Origin of the sequence: Maribacter polysaccharolyticus, assembly GCF_028882255.1 — a bacterium.
Classification (GTDB): domain Bacteria; phylum Bacteroidota; class Bacteroidia; order Flavobacteriales; family Flavobacteriaceae; genus Maribacter_A; species Maribacter_A polysaccharolyticus.
Genome location: NZ_JARBUY010000001.1, coordinates 1,065,396 through 1,083,700, shown reverse-complemented (window position 1 = coordinate 1,083,700; position 18,305 = coordinate 1,065,396). Strand labels below are relative to the sequence as shown.

Genomic DNA, 18,305 nt, shown 5'->3' with positions numbered 1-18,305 from the left:
CCTAAATTCTAAAGGTCATTACTGGTAGCATCGAATGATTGGCTACACCCTCTGTTATACTTTTGGAGAACATGCTTAAAAACCCGGAATTCCCATGGGTGCACATCGCGATAAGATCACCTTTGTTATGTCTGAGATATGTGTTTATACCAATCTCCACTGTCTTTTCGTTATACAAATTCATCGAGTAGTTCTTGAGTTGGGGGAATTTTTCCAAAAACTTCTTTATGGGACTAAGACCAAGTACTACACTGTTACGGTCCGATTCGGTGTTGATGTGCAAAAGGTGAATTTTCGCACCGCATTTTTCCGCTATGGAGATTACTTGTTCGAAAGCCGTACTCATACCCTCAAAAAAATCGGAGACAAAGACAATATCCCTGAACGGGAAGGTAACAGCATCCTCCTTGACCACAATTACCGGCTCATTGGATTTTCGTACTATTTGTTCAGCGTTGCTGCCGAACAATTCCCTCACAAAGCCTTTGGTTCCACTACTTCCCGTGATGATAAAATCGTGGTCAAAATGCCCCGAATGTCTTAAAATATTGGTTGTTTCCACCTGATACTCCAAAAATGTCACGCATTTTAGGCCTTCCTTTTCTGCTCTTTTTTCCAATTCCCGCAATGCAGCCTTGGCCGCCCCAATTAGTCTTAGGGTTTCGGGATATCTTTTTTCCTTTTGTTTATCAAGTTTTACCCAATTCACCGGTGTATGGATTAAATGAAAGAAATGAATCTCTGCGTCATAAAGTTTGGCCATTTTGATGCCAAGATCGGCTGCTTTCCTGCAGTTTTCTGAGAAATCGGTGGGTACTAATATATTTTTCATTGTATGTGGTTTTAAGTATTTCCGAATAAAAGTCCCTATACTATTAATAGGATACTAGGCTATGGTGATCTTCTTTTCTAAATACACACTTTGTATGGCATGTAACAATTCTACGCCTTCTTTGAACTGCCGCTGAAAGGCCTTTCTTCCCAGTATCAGACCCGAGCCTCCGGCTCGTTTGTTTACGATTGCAGTTGTGATGGCCTCGCCCATATCGGATGCTCCTTTGGAACCCCCGCCGGAATTGATCAATCCTATTTTACCCATATAGCAATTAGCCACTTGCAATCTGCATAAGTCAATTGGGTGTTCCGTCGTCAGGGTTTCGTACATGGCATCATTATATTTCCCAAATTGAAGATTCCTAAAGCCAAAATTTGTGGTGGGTAATTTTTGTTTGATGATGTCCGCCTGTATAGTAACTCCGAGGTGGTTCGACTGCCCCGTTAAATCCGCAGCGGTATGATAGTCCTCATTATCCGTTTTGAAAGCGTCGTTACGGGTGTAGCACCACAAGATCGTGGCCATCCCAAGGTTATGTGCCTCGGCAAAAGCCTCGGCGATTTCTTTTAACTGTCGATTACTTTCTTTAGATCCGAAATAGATAGTGGCCCCGATCGCTACCCCGCCCATGTCCCATGCTTCCTTGACCTTTCCGAATAAGGTTTGGTCATAGGTATTGGGGTAGGATAGTAACTCATTGTGGTTTATCTTGACTATGAACGGGATCTTATGGGCATATTTACGAGCATGGAGGCCCAAGGCCCCAAAAGTCGAGGCCACCCCGTTACAACCCGCACCGATTGCTAATTTAATGATGTTCTCTGGATTAAAATAATCAGGGTTCTTGTAAAAGGAAAAAGCGGCACTATGCTCAATCCCTTGATCTACGGGTAGTATACTTAAATACCCCGTATCTTTCAGATTGCCATGCCCATACAATTGGGCAAGACTTCGAAGCACTTGTGGATTTCGATTACTATTGATGAAAACTTTATCCATAATATTTTTGTCGGGCAACTGTAATTCATCCTGGGTAATTTTTTCGCTTACATGCTCGAGATAGAAGGAGGCTTTATCCCCTAGGTGTTCCACAATATTTTCGTACGTTTTCATAGCTCTTTATCTATTTGATACCAAAACTTTCATTGGTTTTGTTGATGGATTTATGGGCATAGGTCTCAATACCGGTTAGTGCCCGAATTGCATCTATGGTCTCTGGGATTACGATGGCCTGATTATCTACCACATAGGCATAAAAAAGTTCATCTCCCACTACCTTTAGCATATCTTCCCATAGGGCCACCTCGTACATATCTCCCCAGGGTCTACCCATATCCATGAACATTTCCTTAATGGTGTTGTTGGAAACCAAGCCTTGGTCATAACGGATTAGCTTAATGCGCGTAGAGGTTTTAAAAGCGTTCAGCACTTCTTCCTTCGTGGCTTGTTTTTTTAATTTAACGTTCCAATAATGCATATGGCTAAGGGTTTCGGGGACTTTGACTGCTGTAGTAATGACATCCAAATCGGGATCTACGCTTTGTGCATCGGGACCTTGATGACTAGGGATTTCTTTTTCGGGTACCATTGTATTCATAATACCCCCCAAATGGCTTTCCCAAGGGTCGGTGGCCCTTCTAAGCAATGTGCCGCGAGCATAGTCAAGTAACCCTGCCCTTTTCAAAGCTCCTAGGGTTCGTAGAATGGAGGTGGTATTGCAGGAAACCACCCTCGTTGTATCTAAATTTAAAGCGGATTGATAATTATTTTCTGCACTAAAGGAATGGCCAGTCGTTTGATGTTTTTCACCACCTTGAAGAATGAATTTTATACCCTTTTTTTTATATATTTCTACATTCTTTGCCGCTATGTTCTTCGGAGTACAATCGACTACGAGGTCGACCTTATTCAAAAGGTCCTGCATATGACCAGTTACTGAAATACCTGAAACCTTCATTTCTTTTTCGGCTTCGGTAGTTGCCGCATAGATGTCATAATTCTTTCTTACGGCGTTTTGTATACGCCAATCGCTTATAACATCGCAAACCCCAACAAGATTCATATCATCTTGTACATTTATGGCATCGGTGACTCTTTTCCCGATGACCCCATATCCAACTAATCCTACGTTTTTCATCTTTTTTTTGTTTTAACTATCTGTATTTATATTTGTTGGCATTGGGTTGAGAGGCCTCACCAAACTTTTCTTTTTATCTTTGTCCACTTTAAAATTCCTAATAATAACCCTATTGCTCTTCTCATAAGAAAAATAGCTTACGGCCCAATTAAAGCCTACCATTAATCTATTTCTGAAGCCACTGATGGACATAAGGTGCACAATGGACCATAACAGCCATGCGGTAAAACCGGCGAATTTTAATCTGCCCAGATCGGCGACCGCCCTTCGTTTTCCAACCGTGGCCAATGACCCCTTATCCTTGTATTTAAAAGGGCGCGCCGTTTTTTTATTGATAATGTTCAACAACGCCCTGGCCAGGTATTTTCCTTGTTGGATAGCGGCCTGGGCCACCTGTGGGTGGCCTTTCGGGGTTTCCTCGGAAATCAATGCAGCAATATCCCCAATGGCATAAATGTCTTTTTGGCCTTCCACTTTGAGATATGCATCGGTTTTTAGGCGATTGCCCTTGACTACATGCTTCTGATCGATACCCTTGGGGAAGTCCCCTTTTACCCCAGCTGTCCATATAAGATTTCGGGCCAACAACTTTTTACCGCTTTTTGTCCGGACGATCTTGCCATTATAATCGCTGACCGATTCGTTCAAGAGAACTTCAACACCTAGTTTCTTCAAATAGTTTAAAGTATTCTTAGAGGCTTTATCCGACATAGTTGCCAGTAGTTGAATATTCGCTTCCACTAAATAAATGTTCATTATGGAAGAAGGATATTCGGGATAGTCCTTTGGAAGGATGAATTTGCAAAACTCCGCCAAGGCACCTGCCATTTCCACTCCTGCTGGGCCGCCACCAACGATGACAAAATTGGTAAGGCCATCTCGTTCCTCATCATCGCAGGTTATCGCGGCTTGCTCCAAGTTTTGCAACATCATATGGCGGATATTCAAAGAGTCCCGAATATCCTTCATGCCCAAACTATTTCTTTCCACGTTTTCCATCCCAAAAAAGTTGGTGGCCGTTCCCGTGGCCATTACCAGATAATCGTAGGTCAACGTACCTTTATCGGTAACAATGGTATTGATGGATGGTTGCACTTCCTGAACTTCCGCCAAGCGAAATGAAACATTTTTATATCCAGATATCTGTTTCCTAAAAGGGAATACAATGCTATCCGGTTCGAGAGCACTGGTAGCCACTTGATAAAATAAGGGCTGAAATTGATGGAAGTTGTTGCGGTCTATCAGTATTACTTGAACATCTTTGTTTTTCAGGCCTTCTACCAATGCCAAGCCACCAAAGCCACCACCAACCACCACTACACGTGGGAGCTTTGAATTTGGCAAACAAATTGAAATTGTTACCTTACAGGTAGCATGATCGACATCGTCTAACATTTGATTATTGCTCATGACGATTTCATTTTAAGATATTTTCCAATACAGGCGTTCAAACAGCTCATGATTATTCCTACTGGTTATTTTAACTTAGCGCTACGTTTACGTACTATCATGATCGAGCAGTCGGCATGCATCGACAAAGACTGGGAGACAGATCCCAGCAGAAACCGGGATACCGCGCCATGACCTTGTGACCCTACTACAATTAAATCAGCGTTAAAGGCTTCTGCGTCTTCAAGAATTGCATGTTTTGGCAGACCATTAAGAACTGCCGTGGTTACCACTAATTGGGTGTTTTTTTCTTTTAATAATTGAGCGGCATGCTCAACGGTATCTTTCGCTGATTTTTTTGCCGCCAATATGGCTTTTTTATAGTCGCTCGGTAAACCGCCCATCGGAACCGGTCCTGGTGCGCCCAATAAAACATTCTCAAAAACCGATACAATGCGTACCTCGGTGTCGGGTGCGAATGGCATCTGCATTAATTCGTCAACCGCTACTTTACTATATTCCGAACCATCTATGGCTAATACTATTTTCATGAATTTTTTTTAAGTGTTACATTAATATAATTGTCCAATAACCTCAGCTTTCCACTGTGGGTTTAATTAACTTTCTCCAGTACATATGTTCATATAACCCAGCCCAGTAAATGCCGAAAGTAAATGCGAATAATAACTCTTCTATTGGAATGCCGAAAACAAAAAATTTGGTCAAATTATCTAAATTCCAAAATTGCTCTACGTATTTAGGGTAGAAGGGAAGGATACTTCCGAAATAAATTAAATATAGTAGTGTAAAAAGGAACCCACTAATCCATATTTTAGTAGACAGGTCTGGACGACAATAAGTGGTCGCCAGTCCCCCTAAGAACAGTGCCAATATTCCACAATAGATATGACTTAGTGGAGTAAATGGACCTAAAGCCAAAAAAACAAAAAATGGGACAAAAAGGATGTAAATATGTAGTTTATGCATATCATGATTACGCTCCGATCGAGGCATTTTGACATAACGCCTTTTAAAGATAAGGTTGTACAATACCGTGCCAATACCCCCAATGGCAAACGAAAAGATGAGACTTTCAATATCGAAGCCCGTTTTTATAGCCAAATCAAAAAGAGATGGCGGGTGCCAATACTCAGGCACGAATAAAGGTTCAGTAAGCCCAAAAAGCACAGTAATCCAACTCATTTTAAGCATCTCTTTCCTAGAGTCTTTTTTTAAGAAGTAAACCACTGCCCAAAGGGCAAAAATGATAATAGACCATATAAACCAGACGTATTGCATAGTTATTAAGTTTTTTTAATTTTTAAATATTCAACAGTTTCCTCTACTGAAAGAGGGTAGGTGGCATTGCCCGTCCTAATATAAAAGACGGTGTTTTTACCATCTTTTACATATACTGGATCCAACGACGACTCAACATCTACCAGGCATATATCCTTTTGTTCATGTCGATAAAAGGACAAATGGCATCCAAAACTGGCTTTACGGCCTAGATATTCAGAAATGATTCTAAAAACTTCGCGCTCAAAACCATCTTTGTTCTTGTGCTTTAGGGTTTTAAAATCGTTCTCCAAACCCAGAACATGACCATCATCATCGACGCCAACAATCAGTTTTCCTCCTTTGGCGTTCATAAAACCACTGATGGTCTTGGCAATGACCCCTTCCAAACTGCGATTTGTGGTTTTCCGATAATAATCGTATCGAATGGAGGATTTAAATTCGACCCACTCATCCTCTCCCCTTGCTATCAACTCATTTATATCACGCTGGAGAAGACGTTCCTGCTTGTTGATCAAGTCCTTTTTCTGTTTGATGTTAATCCAAATCAAACCGGATATAAACCCCAAAAAACCGCCTAAAACGGTAAGTAGGCCACTCATCCCAACCATTTTAAATGTAAAGGCCTCAACCAATCTTTCTCTCAAAACCTCTTGGAACAACGTAAAGGAATAGGCGGTATTATTAAACTCAAACCAATAAAGAACCATGGTAAAAGGATGAACCAAAAAATAGAACAAGCCCATCCCAATAATCACATGGATCAATATTGTTTTTAAATTTTTTGTCAATATTCTTGGCTTCATAATTAATTTCAATTTTCAATATTTGGGATAAATGGTTTAGCCCCATTGTATTATTTTAGCTATTGTATATAGGTGCAATCTAGATTTAAAAACCTCCTATATTCCTAACTTTTTGCTGAAAGGATAATTTCTGGATCATGGCTAATTGCAACGAGCCTTCACTTTGTCGTTACGTTGTTTCGTACCCTCTTTTGATTGGCCTAGAAAAAACCAATAGTATCGCGTTTGGTTGACTCCAAATTGCTTCACTTACAAATAGTTTCCCATTTGAAATAAATCAGCTAACTACCCTAATGACCCAACTATCAGAAAATGCCTTGTCTATTGAACCTATTCTTTCTTGCCTTCAAATTTCAGGTAGGTAGATATGCCGCCTTCAATACTAATGAATCGGTACCCAAACGTATGGTTGAGCATATTAAAAACTCCAAAATGCTCATCATTGTTCTCGTGCTCATCGTTCAAGTGATGCATCCATTCTGTTTCATCATTTTGAATATCATTCATCATGCCACCACTGATGTGGCCCTGTCCCATCTTATGGCCATACATGTTTTCAAAGTAATCCCCGGTGAAGCACACTTGCACACTATCTTGGTGCTCATAAACATTCAACATAAAGGTTGTGTCCAATTCAACATTATATAAATGGACCTCAATTGTTCCTTTTCTGATTTTGGTAATTTCGGCACTAGCATCCCCTATAGTTTCCCCAGCACCCTGGCCTTTCAAGCCCTCCGAATTGGTAATAATTCCCACATAGGTTCCTTCAATCAAATTAACAAATTGTTCTTCTGATTTTTCACAAGCTGCTAGAGCGAAAACGGTTAATACAACAGTAATAGCAATTAATACAATCCTTCTCATTGTTTTTATATTTAATAGTTTTTTATCTTATGTTTTAAACCACTCCACATGATTTTTACTCACCTTTTCAGTTTTAACTGGGCATTGTAAAAAGCCGCAATAAGGGCGCCTGTGAGCCATGCGATTATAAATGTCTGAACGATGCCGATCAATGCCTCCCAAATGGGCACATCCATCCTTATTATATTAGTTGTGTCCAAGCCATGTAATAGACTGTTAAAGAATTTTATACTTCCTTCCTGACCAGCAGTAGCCAAAACGATCATGCAGCCCGAGTAGAGTAAAGCTCCTGTTAGACCCATTGCAAAACCGAATTTTTTTATATTGATACGATTCATGATTTTTGTTTTTAAATTAATTATCAGATTCTAAAATTTTCTTTGCTTCCTCATATTCTTCTTTTGTAATCTCGCCTTTGGCGAATCGCTTTTTAAGAATACGTAGAGGGTCTTCCTTTCTATTTTTGGTATAGGGAAGGTCGTAAGGCACAAAAAAGATCCAGATCAATAGGACCAACCATACGAACCACCAGATGAAGTGCATACCGCCGTAGTGTCCATCAAATAAATGCATAGTTTTATATTTTAGTTGTTAATACTTATTTTTTGGATTAATTGTCCGATTTTAAAAATTTCTTTGATTCTTCATATTCCCCCTTGGTAATCTCACCATTTGCGAAACGTCTTTTTAGCATTTAGAGGGGGTTGTCTTCCTCCGTTTCTTGAAGTGATGTGCTGGATGTGGCCAAGAATATCCAGACTAGGAGCACAAACCATATGGCTCACCATATAAAGTGCATGCCCCAAAAAAATCCGTCTCTGTAAAACATATTATTAGATTTAAGGTTGCTATTATTTCATTTTCGTAATTGTATAACCATTAAGTTCATTGAGTTGATATTGAAGATCTTCTACTGAAAGTTCTTCATTCATATCGATAATTGTGGCACCTTTTGGGTGTAAGGAAATCTGCGTTTTATCTACCGCAGGATGGGCTTCCAATGATTTTTGACCCTTGTCACACATCCACCACAGCTTATTCCTTCGATATGAAATTTGCGTTTCATTTGTCTAATTTTTTAATGGTGCTGGTGCCCTTTATGCTCTTCTTTTGTTCCCTCTTGGGTTTCTTTTTTATCATGATTATGCGCATGCCCTGCCTTGCCATGTCCGGCATGATCGTGTCCATAGCGACCATGTGAGCCATGCGGCATAAACAGATGCAATATGAACATCAGGATTATAAAACCGAAAAGGCTATTATACCCTGTGATGCCCAATGCCGGGGCGAAAAATATCAGTAGTAGGGGTAGCCCACAACCGATAATCATCCATATCCAATGACTTTTCATGTTTACCTGTATTTGCGTTAAACATTAGTGTTTTAATGATGATCGCCATGACTTTGGCTTTTGCTCAATTCCAACTCGCCTTGTTCTATAATGTCCATTCCTTTCTCGGCCATCATGTTCTTGCAAGACTCCATGCATTCATCACTCATCATCCCCTTTTCGTGCATCATTCGCATCATGTTCCCCATCATCTTTCCATCCTTCATCATGGATTGCATCATATTCATCATCATCATACTGTCTTTCATCATCATCTGCATACCACCTTGCATCATTTTGCCCATCATTTGATTGTCGCCTTTCATCATCTGCATCGCATGATCACTAGCTTGCATGTTTTGCATAAACTGCATCATATAACTATGATTGTTCGCAATCGCATCAAAAATTTCAGTCTTTGTTTCCGAATTTTCAAGAACTGCGTTAACGTCAGTTTTCTGGTTGCAACCATTTAAGGTTACCAGCCCGATTGTCAAAAAAAATAGTGTTACTTTTTTCATTGTATTTGATTTAAGAGTTACTCGATTCGTTTTAACTTTTTCTTTTACTTGCCCCCAAAGTTTCGGAGGCACATTTTATGCCCTAATTTTCGCTTCAATCCAAAAGTTTAAATGGGTTCATTTAAACTTTTAGTCCCATTGTGCTAAACAAAAAATCAATTATTGCCCAGTATCAACGGTAGTCCAGAATCGCCACTACCAACTACGACTACTTTCGAGTTAGGTGACTTCGCTAGTTCCAATGTTGCATCGATACCCTTGTCCTGTAATATCTTATCGGTCAGGGAAGCACTTAAAATTTTGTTCGCATCAGCCTTTCCTTGTGCTTCAATGGTTACTTTTTCCGCTTCCTTTTTGGCGGTAACCAAACGAAATTCATATTCCAACGACTCTTGTTCTTGTTTAAGTTTACGCTCTATAGCTTCCTTTATTGTGCCTGGCAAAGTAACATCTCGCACTAGTATCTCATTGAGCTGAATGTACTGTCCGTCAACGATTTTTTTGGTCTCTTCATAAATCTCTGCCTGTATTGCATCTCGTTTACTGGAATATAATTGCTCTGGGGTATAGCGCCCCACAACGCTTCTTGCTGCAGATCTTATTGTGGGCAGTAGTACACGGTTAACGTATTCGGTACCTTTTTCTTGGTGAAGTTTCCCTAAAAATTCCCTCTTTGGTTCAAACCAAGCGGAGGCATCCAGTTTTATCTCCAATCCGTTGGAAGAAAGCACCTGCATTTTTTCAAAAACTTCTTGCTGTCTAACCTCATATATAAAAACCTTGTTCCAAGGTGCCACAATATGGAAACCCTCGCCCAAAGGCGGCTGATCCGTAACCACTCCGCCCCCAAAGGTTTTGTAGAGTACCCCGGCTTCCCCGGATCCAATCGTTACTGCAGATTTTGTAATTAAAATAACCAGCACGAAAATTATGAATATTGCAGGTAACGCAATTTTTGGCAATTTGTCCATTACATCTATTTTAAATTAGTTCTAAGTTGTTTTGTTCCATTTTTGGATTCGGGCATTATTTTACCTCTATCGCTGTATTATCGAAGCAACTATTGGAGTGTTTTTTGCCATTTTAATTGGCCGATTTAAGAAATTCCTCAATTTTCGTTATTTGGTTTTCAGTAATATTCGCTCTTACCCTCATATGCAGACTAATGGTTTCCCAATCAGTGTCGTTGTAATCTGCCGGTGAAGGAGCCAAATGGCATCTGTTACAGGTTTCCCCCCACATTTGTGCCCCCGATTTTTCTATTTTGAATTCTTCAACAATTTCTGCTATTGCGATTGTCGGGTCATCAGCATTAGTTCCTTTTGTTGAAGTACAGGCAATTGTGGTTGCTCCGATGGTTAAAAAAACAATCCCTATTGACAACTTTTTCTGCACTGTTTTCACGCTCATAATTTTAAAAAGTTTTGATAACAACTCGTAGATGATTCCTGCGGAGAAAAATCCCAGTACTATAATTTGTTTTATTATTTTCATGTTTTCTGTTTATATATTGTTTTATTAGAATCCTATTGCCCAATGAAGGAAAAAACCATCCGTATTGGTTATTCCATCTCCGTCATGACCACCTTCGGTCTCAGTCGTTTGATAACTCATTTTGATTACTGATCGCCATGTTAACCAGTAGTTGATGCCAAATGCGTATTGAATGGATTTCTCTTCCCATTCGGCCCCTTCGGGAGCATTGAAATCTGAATACCTTCCAACAAACTCCAACTTTTTCATAAAGTCACTATCTGCCATTGTAGGTCTATAACTAAGCTGTCCGTAAAAGGAGTCACTTTGATTGTCAAAACTGTATGCCTCTTCATCACCATCCTCATGAGTTTCTATAAAAGTTGCCGTATCTACATTGGAACTATTATACTGGGCCTTGATATCAACTAATCCACTAATTGCAGGTATTTGTTTTACGAAAGCAAAGTCCAGTGCATAAAGAAAAGCGCCTATATCTTCATATACCGAATCCTCTTCACCAACACCAGATGTTGAATATGCCGAAATACCTATTTCGGTCGAAGAATCGGCAAAAGGCAATAATCCTAAACGACCACCTATGGCCTTACTCAAATTATTATCCTCAAAATTTTGGAACATAAGCATGCCGGCCTCTTCCGGCTCTACACTTCCATCTTTTAAACGAGGGCCATTTGTTGAATACACAGAATAGTTCAGGGAAGGACCGCCTAGATCAAAAGCACCCCTTAATTCAACACCGATACCAGAGGAGGGTGCAATTCCATCATGGCCAAAACCCAATGGTCTTGTCGGAAGCCTATTGATCCAAGCAGGATGCAATCTTTCCATAAACGTTCCAAAGGGTAGCAGAAATTTCCCTGCCCTTATGGTCATGTTCTTATTCAATACATACATAACATCGGCATATTCCAATCCTACTTCGAGTTCATTGTTTTCTAAAACAAATTCTAATTCCGCTTCGAACATCAGCTTATCTGAATGTTTGAATAAAAAAATTGGGGCAAATGCTGAACCTAAGAAAGTTGATTCCTTTTCGTCTCCCGATTTCATGTACTCGAATCCGGTATGACCATAACCCCGTATCATGAACTGGGTCTTACTTGGTTCAAAGGTGTTGTAAGTTTGACCGTTCATTTGATTGCCAAAGACAACTGCTATTATTAATATGATTAGCTTTTTCATTTTTTTAAGGTTCTTATATAGTTAATGATTTCCCACCTTTTATTTTCAGGTATTGCGGTTTCATAAGACGCCATTGGAGGCCGTCCTTTAGTAAGCTTCCAATAAATTGCTCCGTCTGTTTGGTTCTGTACACTTGTACTCGTCAAATCTGATGGTTTCGGGGTCAATCCTGAACCACCTATTCCATTGCCTTTGCCTTTAGCCCCATGGCATACAACGCATAACATCTTAAAGGTTCTTTTACCGGATTCCGTTGCAGAGGTATTTCCTTTAAGAGGGTTTATAATCTTGTCAGCATTAGCAGGTGCAACCCATTTATCCTGTGCATGGGTATTAAACCCTATGAACAGAAAACACATTGTTATAGTAATGGTGCTTGGTAAGAATTTTATATTTTTCATTTATTGATATTTCATTGTTAGTAAATCTATCTTATATTGATAGCTTTCTTCTGTATAATTTTCTTTCATTTCTATATAATTTCGTCATAGAAATTACGCTTCCAATCTTCTGTTTTTTTATAATCTGTCATACTCATTCCGCTAATATTCTTAAACTGCCTTGATAAATGGTTCACGCTACTATAATCCAAGAGATAAGCAATATCCGAGAAAGTATATCGTTGCAATTGCATTAGCTCTTTTGCCTTTTCGATTTTCAGTTTTATAAAATACTTTTCAATAGTTGTTTTCTCAGTTTTGGAAAACAATTTGCTCAATATTTTATATTCACGATGTAAGGTCGAGGCCAAGTACTCGGAGGTATTCACCTTTATGGATATAGGCAAATCTTTTATAAGTTCTATTAGTGATATCTTTATTTCTTCAATCAACATTTCTTCTTCACTTTTGGCGATTTCAAAGCCATTTGAGTAAAGAATATTTGCTATTTGAATATCGATTTGCCTAACATTAATAGGAGTAGTACGTATTGTTAATTTTCCCAATTCTAGGGAGAGTACTTCGACGTTGATAGCTACAAGTTCCTGTTTTATGACCTTCAGACACCGTCTGCAAACCATGTTTTTAATCCAGTATTTCCGAATGGATTCCATGAGTATATATGTTGATTTTCCCTGGCATTAAAGCCGAACAGAGGTTAAATCCCTTTTTTTAATAGGGGTCGGAATAGGCTGTCGTTAGAATACGAGTACGACAAGAGGTAGCCAATAATCAATTACTGGCTAAAGGGGAAGTACAGATTATTAAATCAATAATCTGCTTAAATAAAAATCAAATCAAGAAAGTTTCGTGAAGCACAAGAATGTCCTTCTCAATCCAAGGTGGATTATAGTTTACAAAGGCAACTAATTTATTTTCGAACCCATCAAAAAGGTTCACATAGGTGTATAAAAAAGCTTGTAAGAAAACATAATTTTCTGCACCCAGTTCAAAAGTAACCTTCTTTAAGTTGTCATTTCCCTGCTTCACAAAACTCTTATTACTACAACAATCTTTTTGGTCGAAGGAACATTTTTTTGAATATTTTTCTGCTTTCTGAATTTTATCTTTGCAGGGTTTTGCTTTACCAAATACGGCTACATCTACCAATTTATTACAACAGAAATGCATATCTGCCGTGAACGCCGTCGATGTGAAGAGCACGGCGCAAGTCAAACTGATAGATAGTATTTTGGTAAAAAACTTTTTCACATTATAAAGTTAGTTAAAAATTATTTAACTCTGAATATTAGTTATTCCCGGTTTATAATTATCTGATATATAGTTATATAGTTATGTATTTTTTGGCATTCAACTACAAAAATAGGATAGCTAACAAGGCCTTGACATGATATTTGTCATGTTCATAAAAATTTTCACACAGAATTAACAATGAGCTTTTCTTAGGAAATTATTGGTAAGTAGCAATACGATTTTAGAAATTGAAATGTTCTTTTTTAAAATCGTTTTTGTTATGGAAAGAAAACAGTTTTTGCGGAGTTTGGGTGCTGGTGCGGCATTTGCCATAGTTTTTCCCTGCGTTCATGGTTGTTCTGAAGACAGTGCAGAAACGGGCCTTGCTGTCTCTACCGGAATTGATTTTACCATTTACCTTGACTCTCAGGAAGGTGTGCCATTACAGAATAATGGGGGATTTATTTTAAAGGAATTTGTGGTCGTGGCAAAAAACTTGGAGGGGCAGTATGTAGCGGCGAGCCAAATCTGTAGCCATCAACAGACCGAGGAAGTGTGATTTATTTCGAATGATGGGGGCATCTATTACTGTTCTACGCACGGTGCACGGTTTGACCAGACAGGAAAACCGTTAAACAGCATCACAAGCAATCCCTTGAAAATATTTCAAACAGAACTTACTGGAAACATACTTCGAGTTTTTGAATGAATAACATCATGGTGTTGAGTCCAAAAAACTGTTTCTTTTTTAAGAAATAAAGGTTAAGTTTTTGGAATGGATGCTATTTTTACTTTTTTTAATCCAATAATGGACAGTTCTTCCAATTTATCATTTTCAAAGGCTTTATCAATATGTTCAAAATCAATACTTCCTTTGATTTTGGGTTGTAGGTTACGATAGTCCTGTATAGTAACGCCGTTAACTGTACGTTGGTTATAAGCTTCACGGAACCGTATTCCGCCTTTGTCGGTAAAATATTTATATGCAAGGTAATCCATGCGGTAATCATGAACATCAAACCAGTATAAAAATACATCCTCAAAATCATCGCCACCACTCTCTTGCTTGAAAGTGACGCGTATTTTATGGTACTCCTTGCCTTTGATTTTCGATATTCCCTTATTTTCAAGTATCACCGCAGGGTCTTTGAGCCATAAAGGAAGAAATGCAAAATAAATTACCGAATTGACAGAATTTGTAAAGGCCTTCTTTCTTTTCTCGGTAAGTGCAACCATGGTGTCATCCACATAACGGAAGAGCCCTTCGTTGGTATAGACATCCCGTATTTTGGTGCCATCTATCTTCTTGCCGATTCTTGTGTATTCAAATCGTCCTTTGTTTCTTTTGTATTTATAGCTGTTATCGCGAAAGGTAAAGGAGGCTTCTGCATTTTTCAATTTCGCGGTCCCAGAAACCTCGATGGCCATCGTTACAATTTCTTGTTGTGCCACTACTGCGTTTGGCAAAAAATATGATACTAGAAAGATACCAAACGAAAGGTATGTGCGATACTTGATTGATTGCATAGGTTACGTAGTTTTTTAATTATTAAGAAATTTTCCAATTTGATTACTTTTAACGTTTAAGTCTAAATTCTATCAATGCCTTGGAGTATTCTTCTAATCTCAAAACTCGTGTGCTATTGAAAAAATGATTCCAAAAGGATGACCAGGTCTTAAGCCTGCAGGAACCCTTGACACCGCGTAGACTTCATCCAATAGATTTATAATATTCATGGAGAATGCAAAGTATTCATTGTAAAAATATCGCGCGGATATATCGATAACAAAATTGGATTCCACCTTTAGATTTGGCGAGATCGTACCTGTGCCGGCCAGCGTTCTGAATGCATCCGTGTAACGTGCACCCAAATCGAGGGTAAATTTCTCATGTTCCATTCCAAGGTTCAAATTGATTTGGTGTTTAGAAATATATGGTATTTCATCACCTGCGGTTACCGCCCCAAAGATATCATTATCACTTTCAAAGGAGCTGAGAAATTCGGTATCCGTCAAGGTGTAAGTAAAGGATAAAGGTAGTCCTAATTTTTTAGATGTTTTCTCCAGGAGATTGTAACTCAATAGCAGTTCCGCTCCACTGACCCTTACGGCTCCAGCGTTAAATTGATCCAGACTTCCCGTTCCCCCACTAGCGGCAAGGTCACTGCCCAATAGGTTTTGGTAATCATTGTAATATAAAACGACCTCACCCCGAATTCCCATACGGTTAAAGCGGGTTCCTAATTCGTAATTTATGCTTTTTTCGACATCCTGGCCATCGATGTTTCCAGGAGGAGAAAACCCTTTGTGTATCCCGCCGAAAACCGATAAATAATTGGTAAAAGTATAATTTGCCCCCATGCCTGGAATCCACACATCCACCCTGTTGGATCGCTCGGAAAGCTCCGTACCCGATCTCGCGGAATCATTGCTCCCATAATCTAATCTCCCCATAGTTATGTTCTCATAACGAAGTCCGGGGGTTAAGGTAAATCTGCCAATATTTAATTTGTACATGGTGTATGCCGCAAATGCTTTCGCCTTGCTGATTCGATTTGCATTGGTTCCTTTGATTCCCACAGTCGTAGGTATAAGTTCATTATTTGAAATGGCATATCTGTCTATCCATTGGAATCTATCCTCCTCGTCTGTGTGGTACCTTACCCCAAACTCTAGGCTTTGCAACCAATCCGAGCCCCAACGGAATCTGGCAATAGACTGTATTCCCTTGGAACTGTATTCCCTGTTATTGGCCTTTATTCCAAAAACATCGGCTGCTGTATCATCATTTCCCAGTAATGCACCATATTCCATATCATATGTTCCAGGATCCGAGAGCACCTCATTTATTCCAACTCGCTCTCCTAGGGTAACATCGTCCAATTTATACCAATTACGTTTAAACTTGTTAAGGTATCCAGTAGTACTGATACTAAGTTTAGGGAAAAGTTCTAGAAAATGCGTCAATTGATACTGCCGATGCTCCGTATCCATAACATCCTCGGAAGATGCCCTATATCTTCGATATGGATTTTTCCTAAAATCACTATCGGTCAGGCCCAAATAGGTTTCATTGGCCTTTTCCTCGGAAAATTGAATTTTGAATTGAAGCGATTGGTAGATTTTGTCTTCCTTATCTGTGTTTATTCTGAATTTTGCCAAGTAGTCCGATTTATCAAAACCCGTATTTCCCCCACCATCCAGATTTTTAAAACCATCGGAATTATAATTGTAGTACTCACTTACGAATCCAAAATTTCCATAATTATTACCGAGAACAACTTGTGTGTTCCTTGAATTGAAATTACCAGCTGAGATGGCGACCTTGCCTCCAAATTGAGACGGAATGCGTGCAGATATCATATTGATCGCTCCCCCTGTAGTATTTGGGCCGTATTGGATCTGACTGCTTCCCTTTAAAATTTCCAAGGCCTGCATTCTGCCCAAAGTAGGAAAGTAGTAGGCCGCAGGGGCACTGTAAGGAGCAGGTGCAATCAGTACCCCATCTTCCATCAAGTTAATTTTTGCACTCCTTTCAGGAGATGTGCCCCTTAAGCTGATATTGGGTCTCAGACCGAAGCCATCCTCCTCATATATATTAACACCTGGAATTCTTTTCAATGTTCGATTGATATCAGTGTAACCAAATCTTTGTAGTTCCTTTTCAGATATAAATTGTGCTGATCCGGTCCTGTTCCTTGCCTCGAATTCACTCCCCAGGATTACGCTCCCACTTACTATCACCTCCTTTAGCATTTCGATTTTCGTTGTAACTGAATCCTTTACCCTTTCCTTCTGTTGGGATACGCAAGCTTGGGATACCAGTAATACGGCAATGTTCCAGAACAAGAACTTATTCATTTTATATTTATTTAGATTTAATAAAAATAAGTACAAACCTAAATATACTTTTTAAACAAAAAAAATTATTTAAAATCTTTCTTAAAATTTTCTTGTTTTTATCAGCAGAATTATTTTAATTCTAAATTAATGCGACCCTTTGTCATAAATCCAGTCACTTAAAAAATTCCTTTTAAAATTGTACAAGCACCTGCTTCAAATTAGTTTAATAAATAGTTTCGACCTGAAAGGAATGCCCTATTTGTAAGCTCCATCTAAGAAACGATTGTCAAATAGGCAACTCACACTAAACTTGAAATCCTTTTGAAAATGCAAGTTTACGAATCAACAGGGTTCGACTATGAAAACCCACAGAAAGGCATCTAAAATCTAGTGGAAAATATTCAGGTCATCAAGTAAATCCAGGAAGACAATTCGATTGTATACCATTTCATTTGACCCTAAAATAATGTTAAAGGAACTTCTTGTATCAAATTTTTTATAACTTTGCATATCTAATGAAGAAGTTTTTTACCAAAATATCATCTTTTTTAATGGCACTTATTGTGCTTCTTTCAACGTTCTCTTTTACGATTGAAAATCATTATTGTGGTGATATTTTAGTAGATTCATCACTGTATGGTAAAGCAGATTCTTGTGGTATGGATGTACAGCAATCTTCCGATTCCGGTGAATGTGATCTTACTCAGAAAAATTGCTGTAGCAATGAAACTTTATCCATTAATGGTCAAGACGACCTGAAAATTTCCTTTGAAAAATTTAATATGGAACAACAACTTTTTGTTGTTTCCTTTATTTATTCTTACATAAATCTTTATGAGGGACTCGATTCAAATATCGTTCCTTTTAAGGATTATTCTTCACCTCTACTGGTTAGGGACGTGCAAGTCCTTGATCAGACTTTCCTCATTTGATTATTAAATAATTGAATTCATAAGCCTAACATA

General features: G+C 38.8%; 23 protein-coding genes. 2 read left to right on the top strand and 21 right to left on the bottom strand.

Features of this window, described 5'->3' with window-relative positions:
* Position 1: 1 nt before the first annotated feature.
* The 19 genes from PHU20_RS04535 to PHU20_RS04445 all read right to left on the bottom strand — a co-directional run bounded on the left by PHU20_RS04535 (position 2) and on the right by PHU20_RS04445 (position 13,515).
* Complete coding sequence (locus tag PHU20_RS04535) at positions 2 to 832, bottom strand: universal stress protein (protein ID WP_274824155.1); 831 nt, start codon at positions 830 to 832, stop codon at positions 2 to 4.
* A gap of 54 nt (positions 833 to 886) precedes the next feature.
* Positions 887 to 1,948 carry a class I fructose-bisphosphate aldolase gene (locus tag PHU20_RS04530; protein ID WP_274824154.1) on the bottom strand — a complete coding sequence of 354 codons (1,062 nt, stop codon included), beginning with the start codon at positions 1,946 to 1,948 and terminating at the stop codon, positions 887 to 889.
* A gap of 10 nt (positions 1,949 to 1,958) precedes the next feature.
* The gene (locus PHU20_RS04525; RefSeq protein WP_274824153.1) at positions 1,959 to 2,972 is read right to left on the bottom strand and encodes a type II glyceraldehyde-3-phosphate dehydrogenase; all 1,014 of its coding nucleotides are present in this window, start codon (positions 2,970 to 2,972) and stop codon (positions 1,959 to 1,961) included.
* Between the two features lie 12 nt (positions 2,973 to 2,984).
* Complete coding sequence (locus tag PHU20_RS04520) at positions 2,985 to 4,382, bottom strand: NAD(P)/FAD-dependent oxidoreductase (RefSeq protein WP_274824152.1); 1,398 nt, start codon at positions 4,380 to 4,382, stop codon at positions 2,985 to 2,987.
* A gap of 65 nt (positions 4,383 to 4,447) precedes the next feature.
* Positions 4,448 to 4,912: a universal stress protein gene (locus tag PHU20_RS04515; protein ID WP_274824151.1), complete on the bottom strand. Its 465-nt coding sequence runs from the start codon at positions 4,910 to 4,912 to the stop codon at positions 4,448 to 4,450.
* Positions 4,913 to 4,955: 43 nt separating this feature from the next.
* Entirely contained in the window at positions 4,956 to 5,660 is a 705-nt protein-coding gene (locus PHU20_RS04510; protein ID WP_274824150.1) for a lycopene cyclase domain-containing protein, read from the bottom strand.
* 5 nt (positions 5,661 to 5,665) lie between these two features.
* Positions 5,666 to 6,466 carry an AlbA family DNA-binding domain-containing protein gene (locus tag PHU20_RS04505; protein ID WP_274824149.1) on the bottom strand — a complete coding sequence of 267 codons (801 nt, stop codon included), beginning with the start codon at positions 6,464 to 6,466 and terminating at the stop codon, positions 5,666 to 5,668.
* 330 nt (positions 6,467 to 6,796) lie between these two features.
* Positions 6,797 to 7,333 carry a hypothetical protein gene (locus PHU20_RS04500; protein WP_274824148.1) on the bottom strand — a complete coding sequence of 179 codons (537 nt, stop codon included), beginning with the start codon at positions 7,331 to 7,333 and terminating at the stop codon, positions 6,797 to 6,799.
* Between the two features lie 59 nt (positions 7,334 to 7,392).
* Positions 7,393 to 7,671 (bottom strand): DUF5676 family membrane protein, encoded by a 279-nt coding sequence (locus PHU20_RS04495; RefSeq protein ID WP_274824147.1) that lies wholly within the window; start codon positions 7,669 to 7,671, stop codon positions 7,393 to 7,395.
* A 16-nt stretch (positions 7,672 to 7,687) separates the two neighbouring features.
* The gene (locus tag PHU20_RS04490) at positions 7,688 to 7,906 is read right to left on the bottom strand and encodes an SHOCT domain-containing protein (RefSeq protein WP_274824146.1); all 219 of its coding nucleotides are present in this window, start codon (positions 7,904 to 7,906) and stop codon (positions 7,688 to 7,690) included.
* Between the two features lie 278 nt (positions 7,907 to 8,184).
* Positions 8,185 to 8,358, bottom strand: coding sequence for a copper resistance protein CopZ (locus PHU20_RS04485; protein WP_274824145.1), 174 nt, complete (start codon positions 8,356 to 8,358; stop codon positions 8,185 to 8,187).
* A 53-nt stretch (positions 8,359 to 8,411) separates the two neighbouring features.
* On the bottom strand, positions 8,412 to 8,684 hold the full coding sequence (locus PHU20_RS04480) for a hypothetical protein (RefSeq protein WP_274824144.1): 273 nt from the start codon (positions 8,682 to 8,684) through the stop codon (positions 8,412 to 8,414).
* A gap of 32 nt (positions 8,685 to 8,716) precedes the next feature.
* Positions 8,717 to 9,184: a hypothetical protein gene (locus PHU20_RS04475; RefSeq protein WP_274824143.1), complete on the bottom strand. Its 468-nt coding sequence runs from the start codon at positions 9,182 to 9,184 to the stop codon at positions 8,717 to 8,719.
* A 155-nt stretch (positions 9,185 to 9,339) separates the two neighbouring features.
* Entirely contained in the window at positions 9,340 to 10,155 is an 816-nt protein-coding gene (locus PHU20_RS04470) for a prohibitin family protein (RefSeq protein ID WP_274824142.1), read from the bottom strand.
* 112 nt (positions 10,156 to 10,267) lie between these two features.
* Entirely contained in the window at positions 10,268 to 10,678 is a 411-nt protein-coding gene (locus PHU20_RS04465) for a hypothetical protein (protein WP_274824141.1), read from the bottom strand.
* A gap of 24 nt (positions 10,679 to 10,702) precedes the next feature.
* Complete coding sequence (locus tag PHU20_RS04460) at positions 10,703 to 11,863, bottom strand: porin family protein (protein WP_274824140.1); 1,161 nt, start codon at positions 11,861 to 11,863, stop codon at positions 10,703 to 10,705.
* Entirely contained in the window at positions 11,860 to 12,264 is a 405-nt protein-coding gene (locus PHU20_RS04455) for a c-type cytochrome (RefSeq protein WP_274824139.1), read from the bottom strand. Before PHU20_RS04455 ends, PHU20_RS04460 begins: the two co-directional genes overlap by 4 nt.
* 71 nt (positions 12,265 to 12,335) lie before the next feature.
* Positions 12,336 to 12,884, bottom strand: coding sequence for a helix-turn-helix domain-containing protein (locus tag PHU20_RS04450; RefSeq protein WP_420828663.1), 549 nt, complete (start codon positions 12,882 to 12,884; stop codon positions 12,336 to 12,338).
* 211 nt (positions 12,885 to 13,095) lie between these two features.
* A complete protein-coding gene (locus PHU20_RS04445) occupies positions 13,096 to 13,515 on the bottom strand; it encodes an HYC_CC_PP family protein (RefSeq protein ID WP_274824137.1) in 420 nt (139 codons plus the stop codon).
* A 262-nt stretch (positions 13,516 to 13,777) separates the two neighbouring features.
* Between PHU20_RS04445 and PHU20_RS04440 the strand changes: the two genes are divergently transcribed.
* On the top strand, positions 13,778 to 14,056 hold the full coding sequence (locus PHU20_RS04440; RefSeq protein WP_338040876.1) for a hypothetical protein: 279 nt from the start codon (positions 13,778 to 13,780) through the stop codon (positions 14,054 to 14,056).
* Between the two features lie 203 nt (positions 14,057 to 14,259).
* On the opposite strand, the gene PHU20_RS04435 is transcribed toward PHU20_RS04440, so the two are convergent.
* Positions 14,260 to 14,949, bottom strand: a complete 690-nt coding sequence (locus PHU20_RS04435) for a DUF6503 family protein (RefSeq protein WP_274824136.1) — start codon at positions 14,947 to 14,949, stop codon at positions 14,260 to 14,262.
* Positions 14,950 to 15,123: 174 nt separating this feature from the next.
* On the bottom strand, positions 15,124 to 17,358 hold the full coding sequence (locus tag PHU20_RS04430; protein ID WP_274824135.1) for a TonB-dependent receptor family protein: 2,235 nt from the start codon (positions 17,356 to 17,358) through the stop codon (positions 15,124 to 15,126).
* Between the two features lie 497 nt (positions 17,359 to 17,855).
* Between PHU20_RS04430 and PHU20_RS04425 the strand changes: the two genes are divergently transcribed.
* Positions 17,856 to 18,272: an HYC_CC_PP family protein gene (locus PHU20_RS04425; protein ID WP_274824134.1), complete on the top strand. Its 417-nt coding sequence runs from the start codon at positions 17,856 to 17,858 to the stop codon at positions 18,270 to 18,272.
* Positions 18,273 to 18,305: the final 33 nt, after the last annotated feature.

Bases quoted from the DNA above. Each gene is read 5' to 3' on its own strand.
- PHU20_RS04455 (WP_274824139.1), bottom strand. From the start codon at position 12,264: ATGAAAAATATAAAATTCTTACCAAGCACCATTACTATAACAATGTGT.
- PHU20_RS04500 (WP_274824148.1), bottom strand. From the start codon at position 7,333: ATGAGAAGGATTGTATTAATTGCTATTACTGTTGTATTAACCGTTTTC.
- PHU20_RS04470 (WP_274824142.1), bottom strand. From the start codon at position 10,155: ATGGACAAATTGCCAAAAATTGCGTTACCTGCAATATTCATAATTTTC.
- PHU20_RS04495 (WP_274824147.1), bottom strand. From the start codon at position 7,671: ATGAATCGTATCAATATAAAAAAATTCGGTTTTGCAATGGGTCTAACA.
- PHU20_RS04535 (WP_274824155.1), bottom strand. From the start codon at position 832: ATGAAAAATATATTAGTACCCACCGATTTCTCAGAAAACTGCAGGAAA.
- PHU20_RS04520 (WP_274824152.1), bottom strand. From the start codon at position 4,382: ATGAGCAATAATCAAATGTTAGACGATGTCGATCATGCTACCTGTAAG.
- PHU20_RS04425 (WP_274824134.1), top strand. From the start codon at position 17,856: ATGAAGAAGTTTTTTACCAAAATATCATCTTTTTTAATGGCACTTATT.
- PHU20_RS04450 (WP_420828663.1), bottom strand. From the start codon at position 12,884: ATGGTTTGCAGACGGTGTCTGAAGGTCATAAAACAGGAACTTGTAGCT.
- PHU20_RS04510 (WP_274824150.1), bottom strand. From the start codon at position 5,660: ATGCAATACGTCTGGTTTATATGGTCTATTATCATTTTTGCCCTTTGG.
- PHU20_RS04490 (WP_274824146.1), bottom strand. From the start codon at position 7,906: ATGCATTTATTTGATGGACACTACGGCGGTATGCACTTCATCTGGTGG.
- PHU20_RS04525 (WP_274824153.1), bottom strand. From the start codon at position 2,972: ATGAAAAACGTAGGATTAGTTGGATATGGGGTCATCGGGAAAAGAGTC.
- PHU20_RS04505 (WP_274824149.1), bottom strand. From the start codon at position 6,466: ATGAAGCCAAGAATATTGACAAAAAATTTAAAAACAATATTGATCCAT.
- PHU20_RS04530 (WP_274824154.1), bottom strand. From the start codon at position 1,948: ATGAAAACGTACGAAAATATTGTGGAACACCTAGGGGATAAAGCCTCC.
- PHU20_RS04440 (WP_338040876.1), top strand. From the start codon at position 13,778: ATGGAAAGAAAACAGTTTTTGCGGAGTTTGGGTGCTGGTGCGGCATTT.
- PHU20_RS04465 (WP_274824141.1), bottom strand. From the start codon at position 10,678: ATGAAAATAATAAAACAAATTATAGTACTGGGATTTTTCTCCGCAGGA.
- PHU20_RS04480 (WP_274824144.1), bottom strand. From the start codon at position 8,684: ATGAAAAGTCATTGGATATGGATGATTATCGGTTGTGGGCTACCCCTA.
- PHU20_RS04430 (WP_274824135.1), bottom strand. From the start codon at position 17,358: ATGAATAAGTTCTTGTTCTGGAACATTGCCGTATTACTGGTATCCCAA.
- PHU20_RS04485 (WP_274824145.1), bottom strand. From the start codon at position 8,358: ATGTGTGACAAGGGTCAAAAATCATTGGAAGCCCATCCTGCGGTAGAT.
- PHU20_RS04515 (WP_274824151.1), bottom strand. From the start codon at position 4,912: ATGAAAATAGTATTAGCCATAGATGGTTCGGAATATAGTAAAGTAGCG.
- PHU20_RS04460 (WP_274824140.1), bottom strand. From the start codon at position 11,863: ATGAAAAAGCTAATCATATTAATAATAGCAGTTGTCTTTGGCAATCAA.
- PHU20_RS04475 (WP_274824143.1), bottom strand. From the start codon at position 9,184: ATGAAAAAAGTAACACTATTTTTTTTGACAATCGGGCTGGTAACCTTA.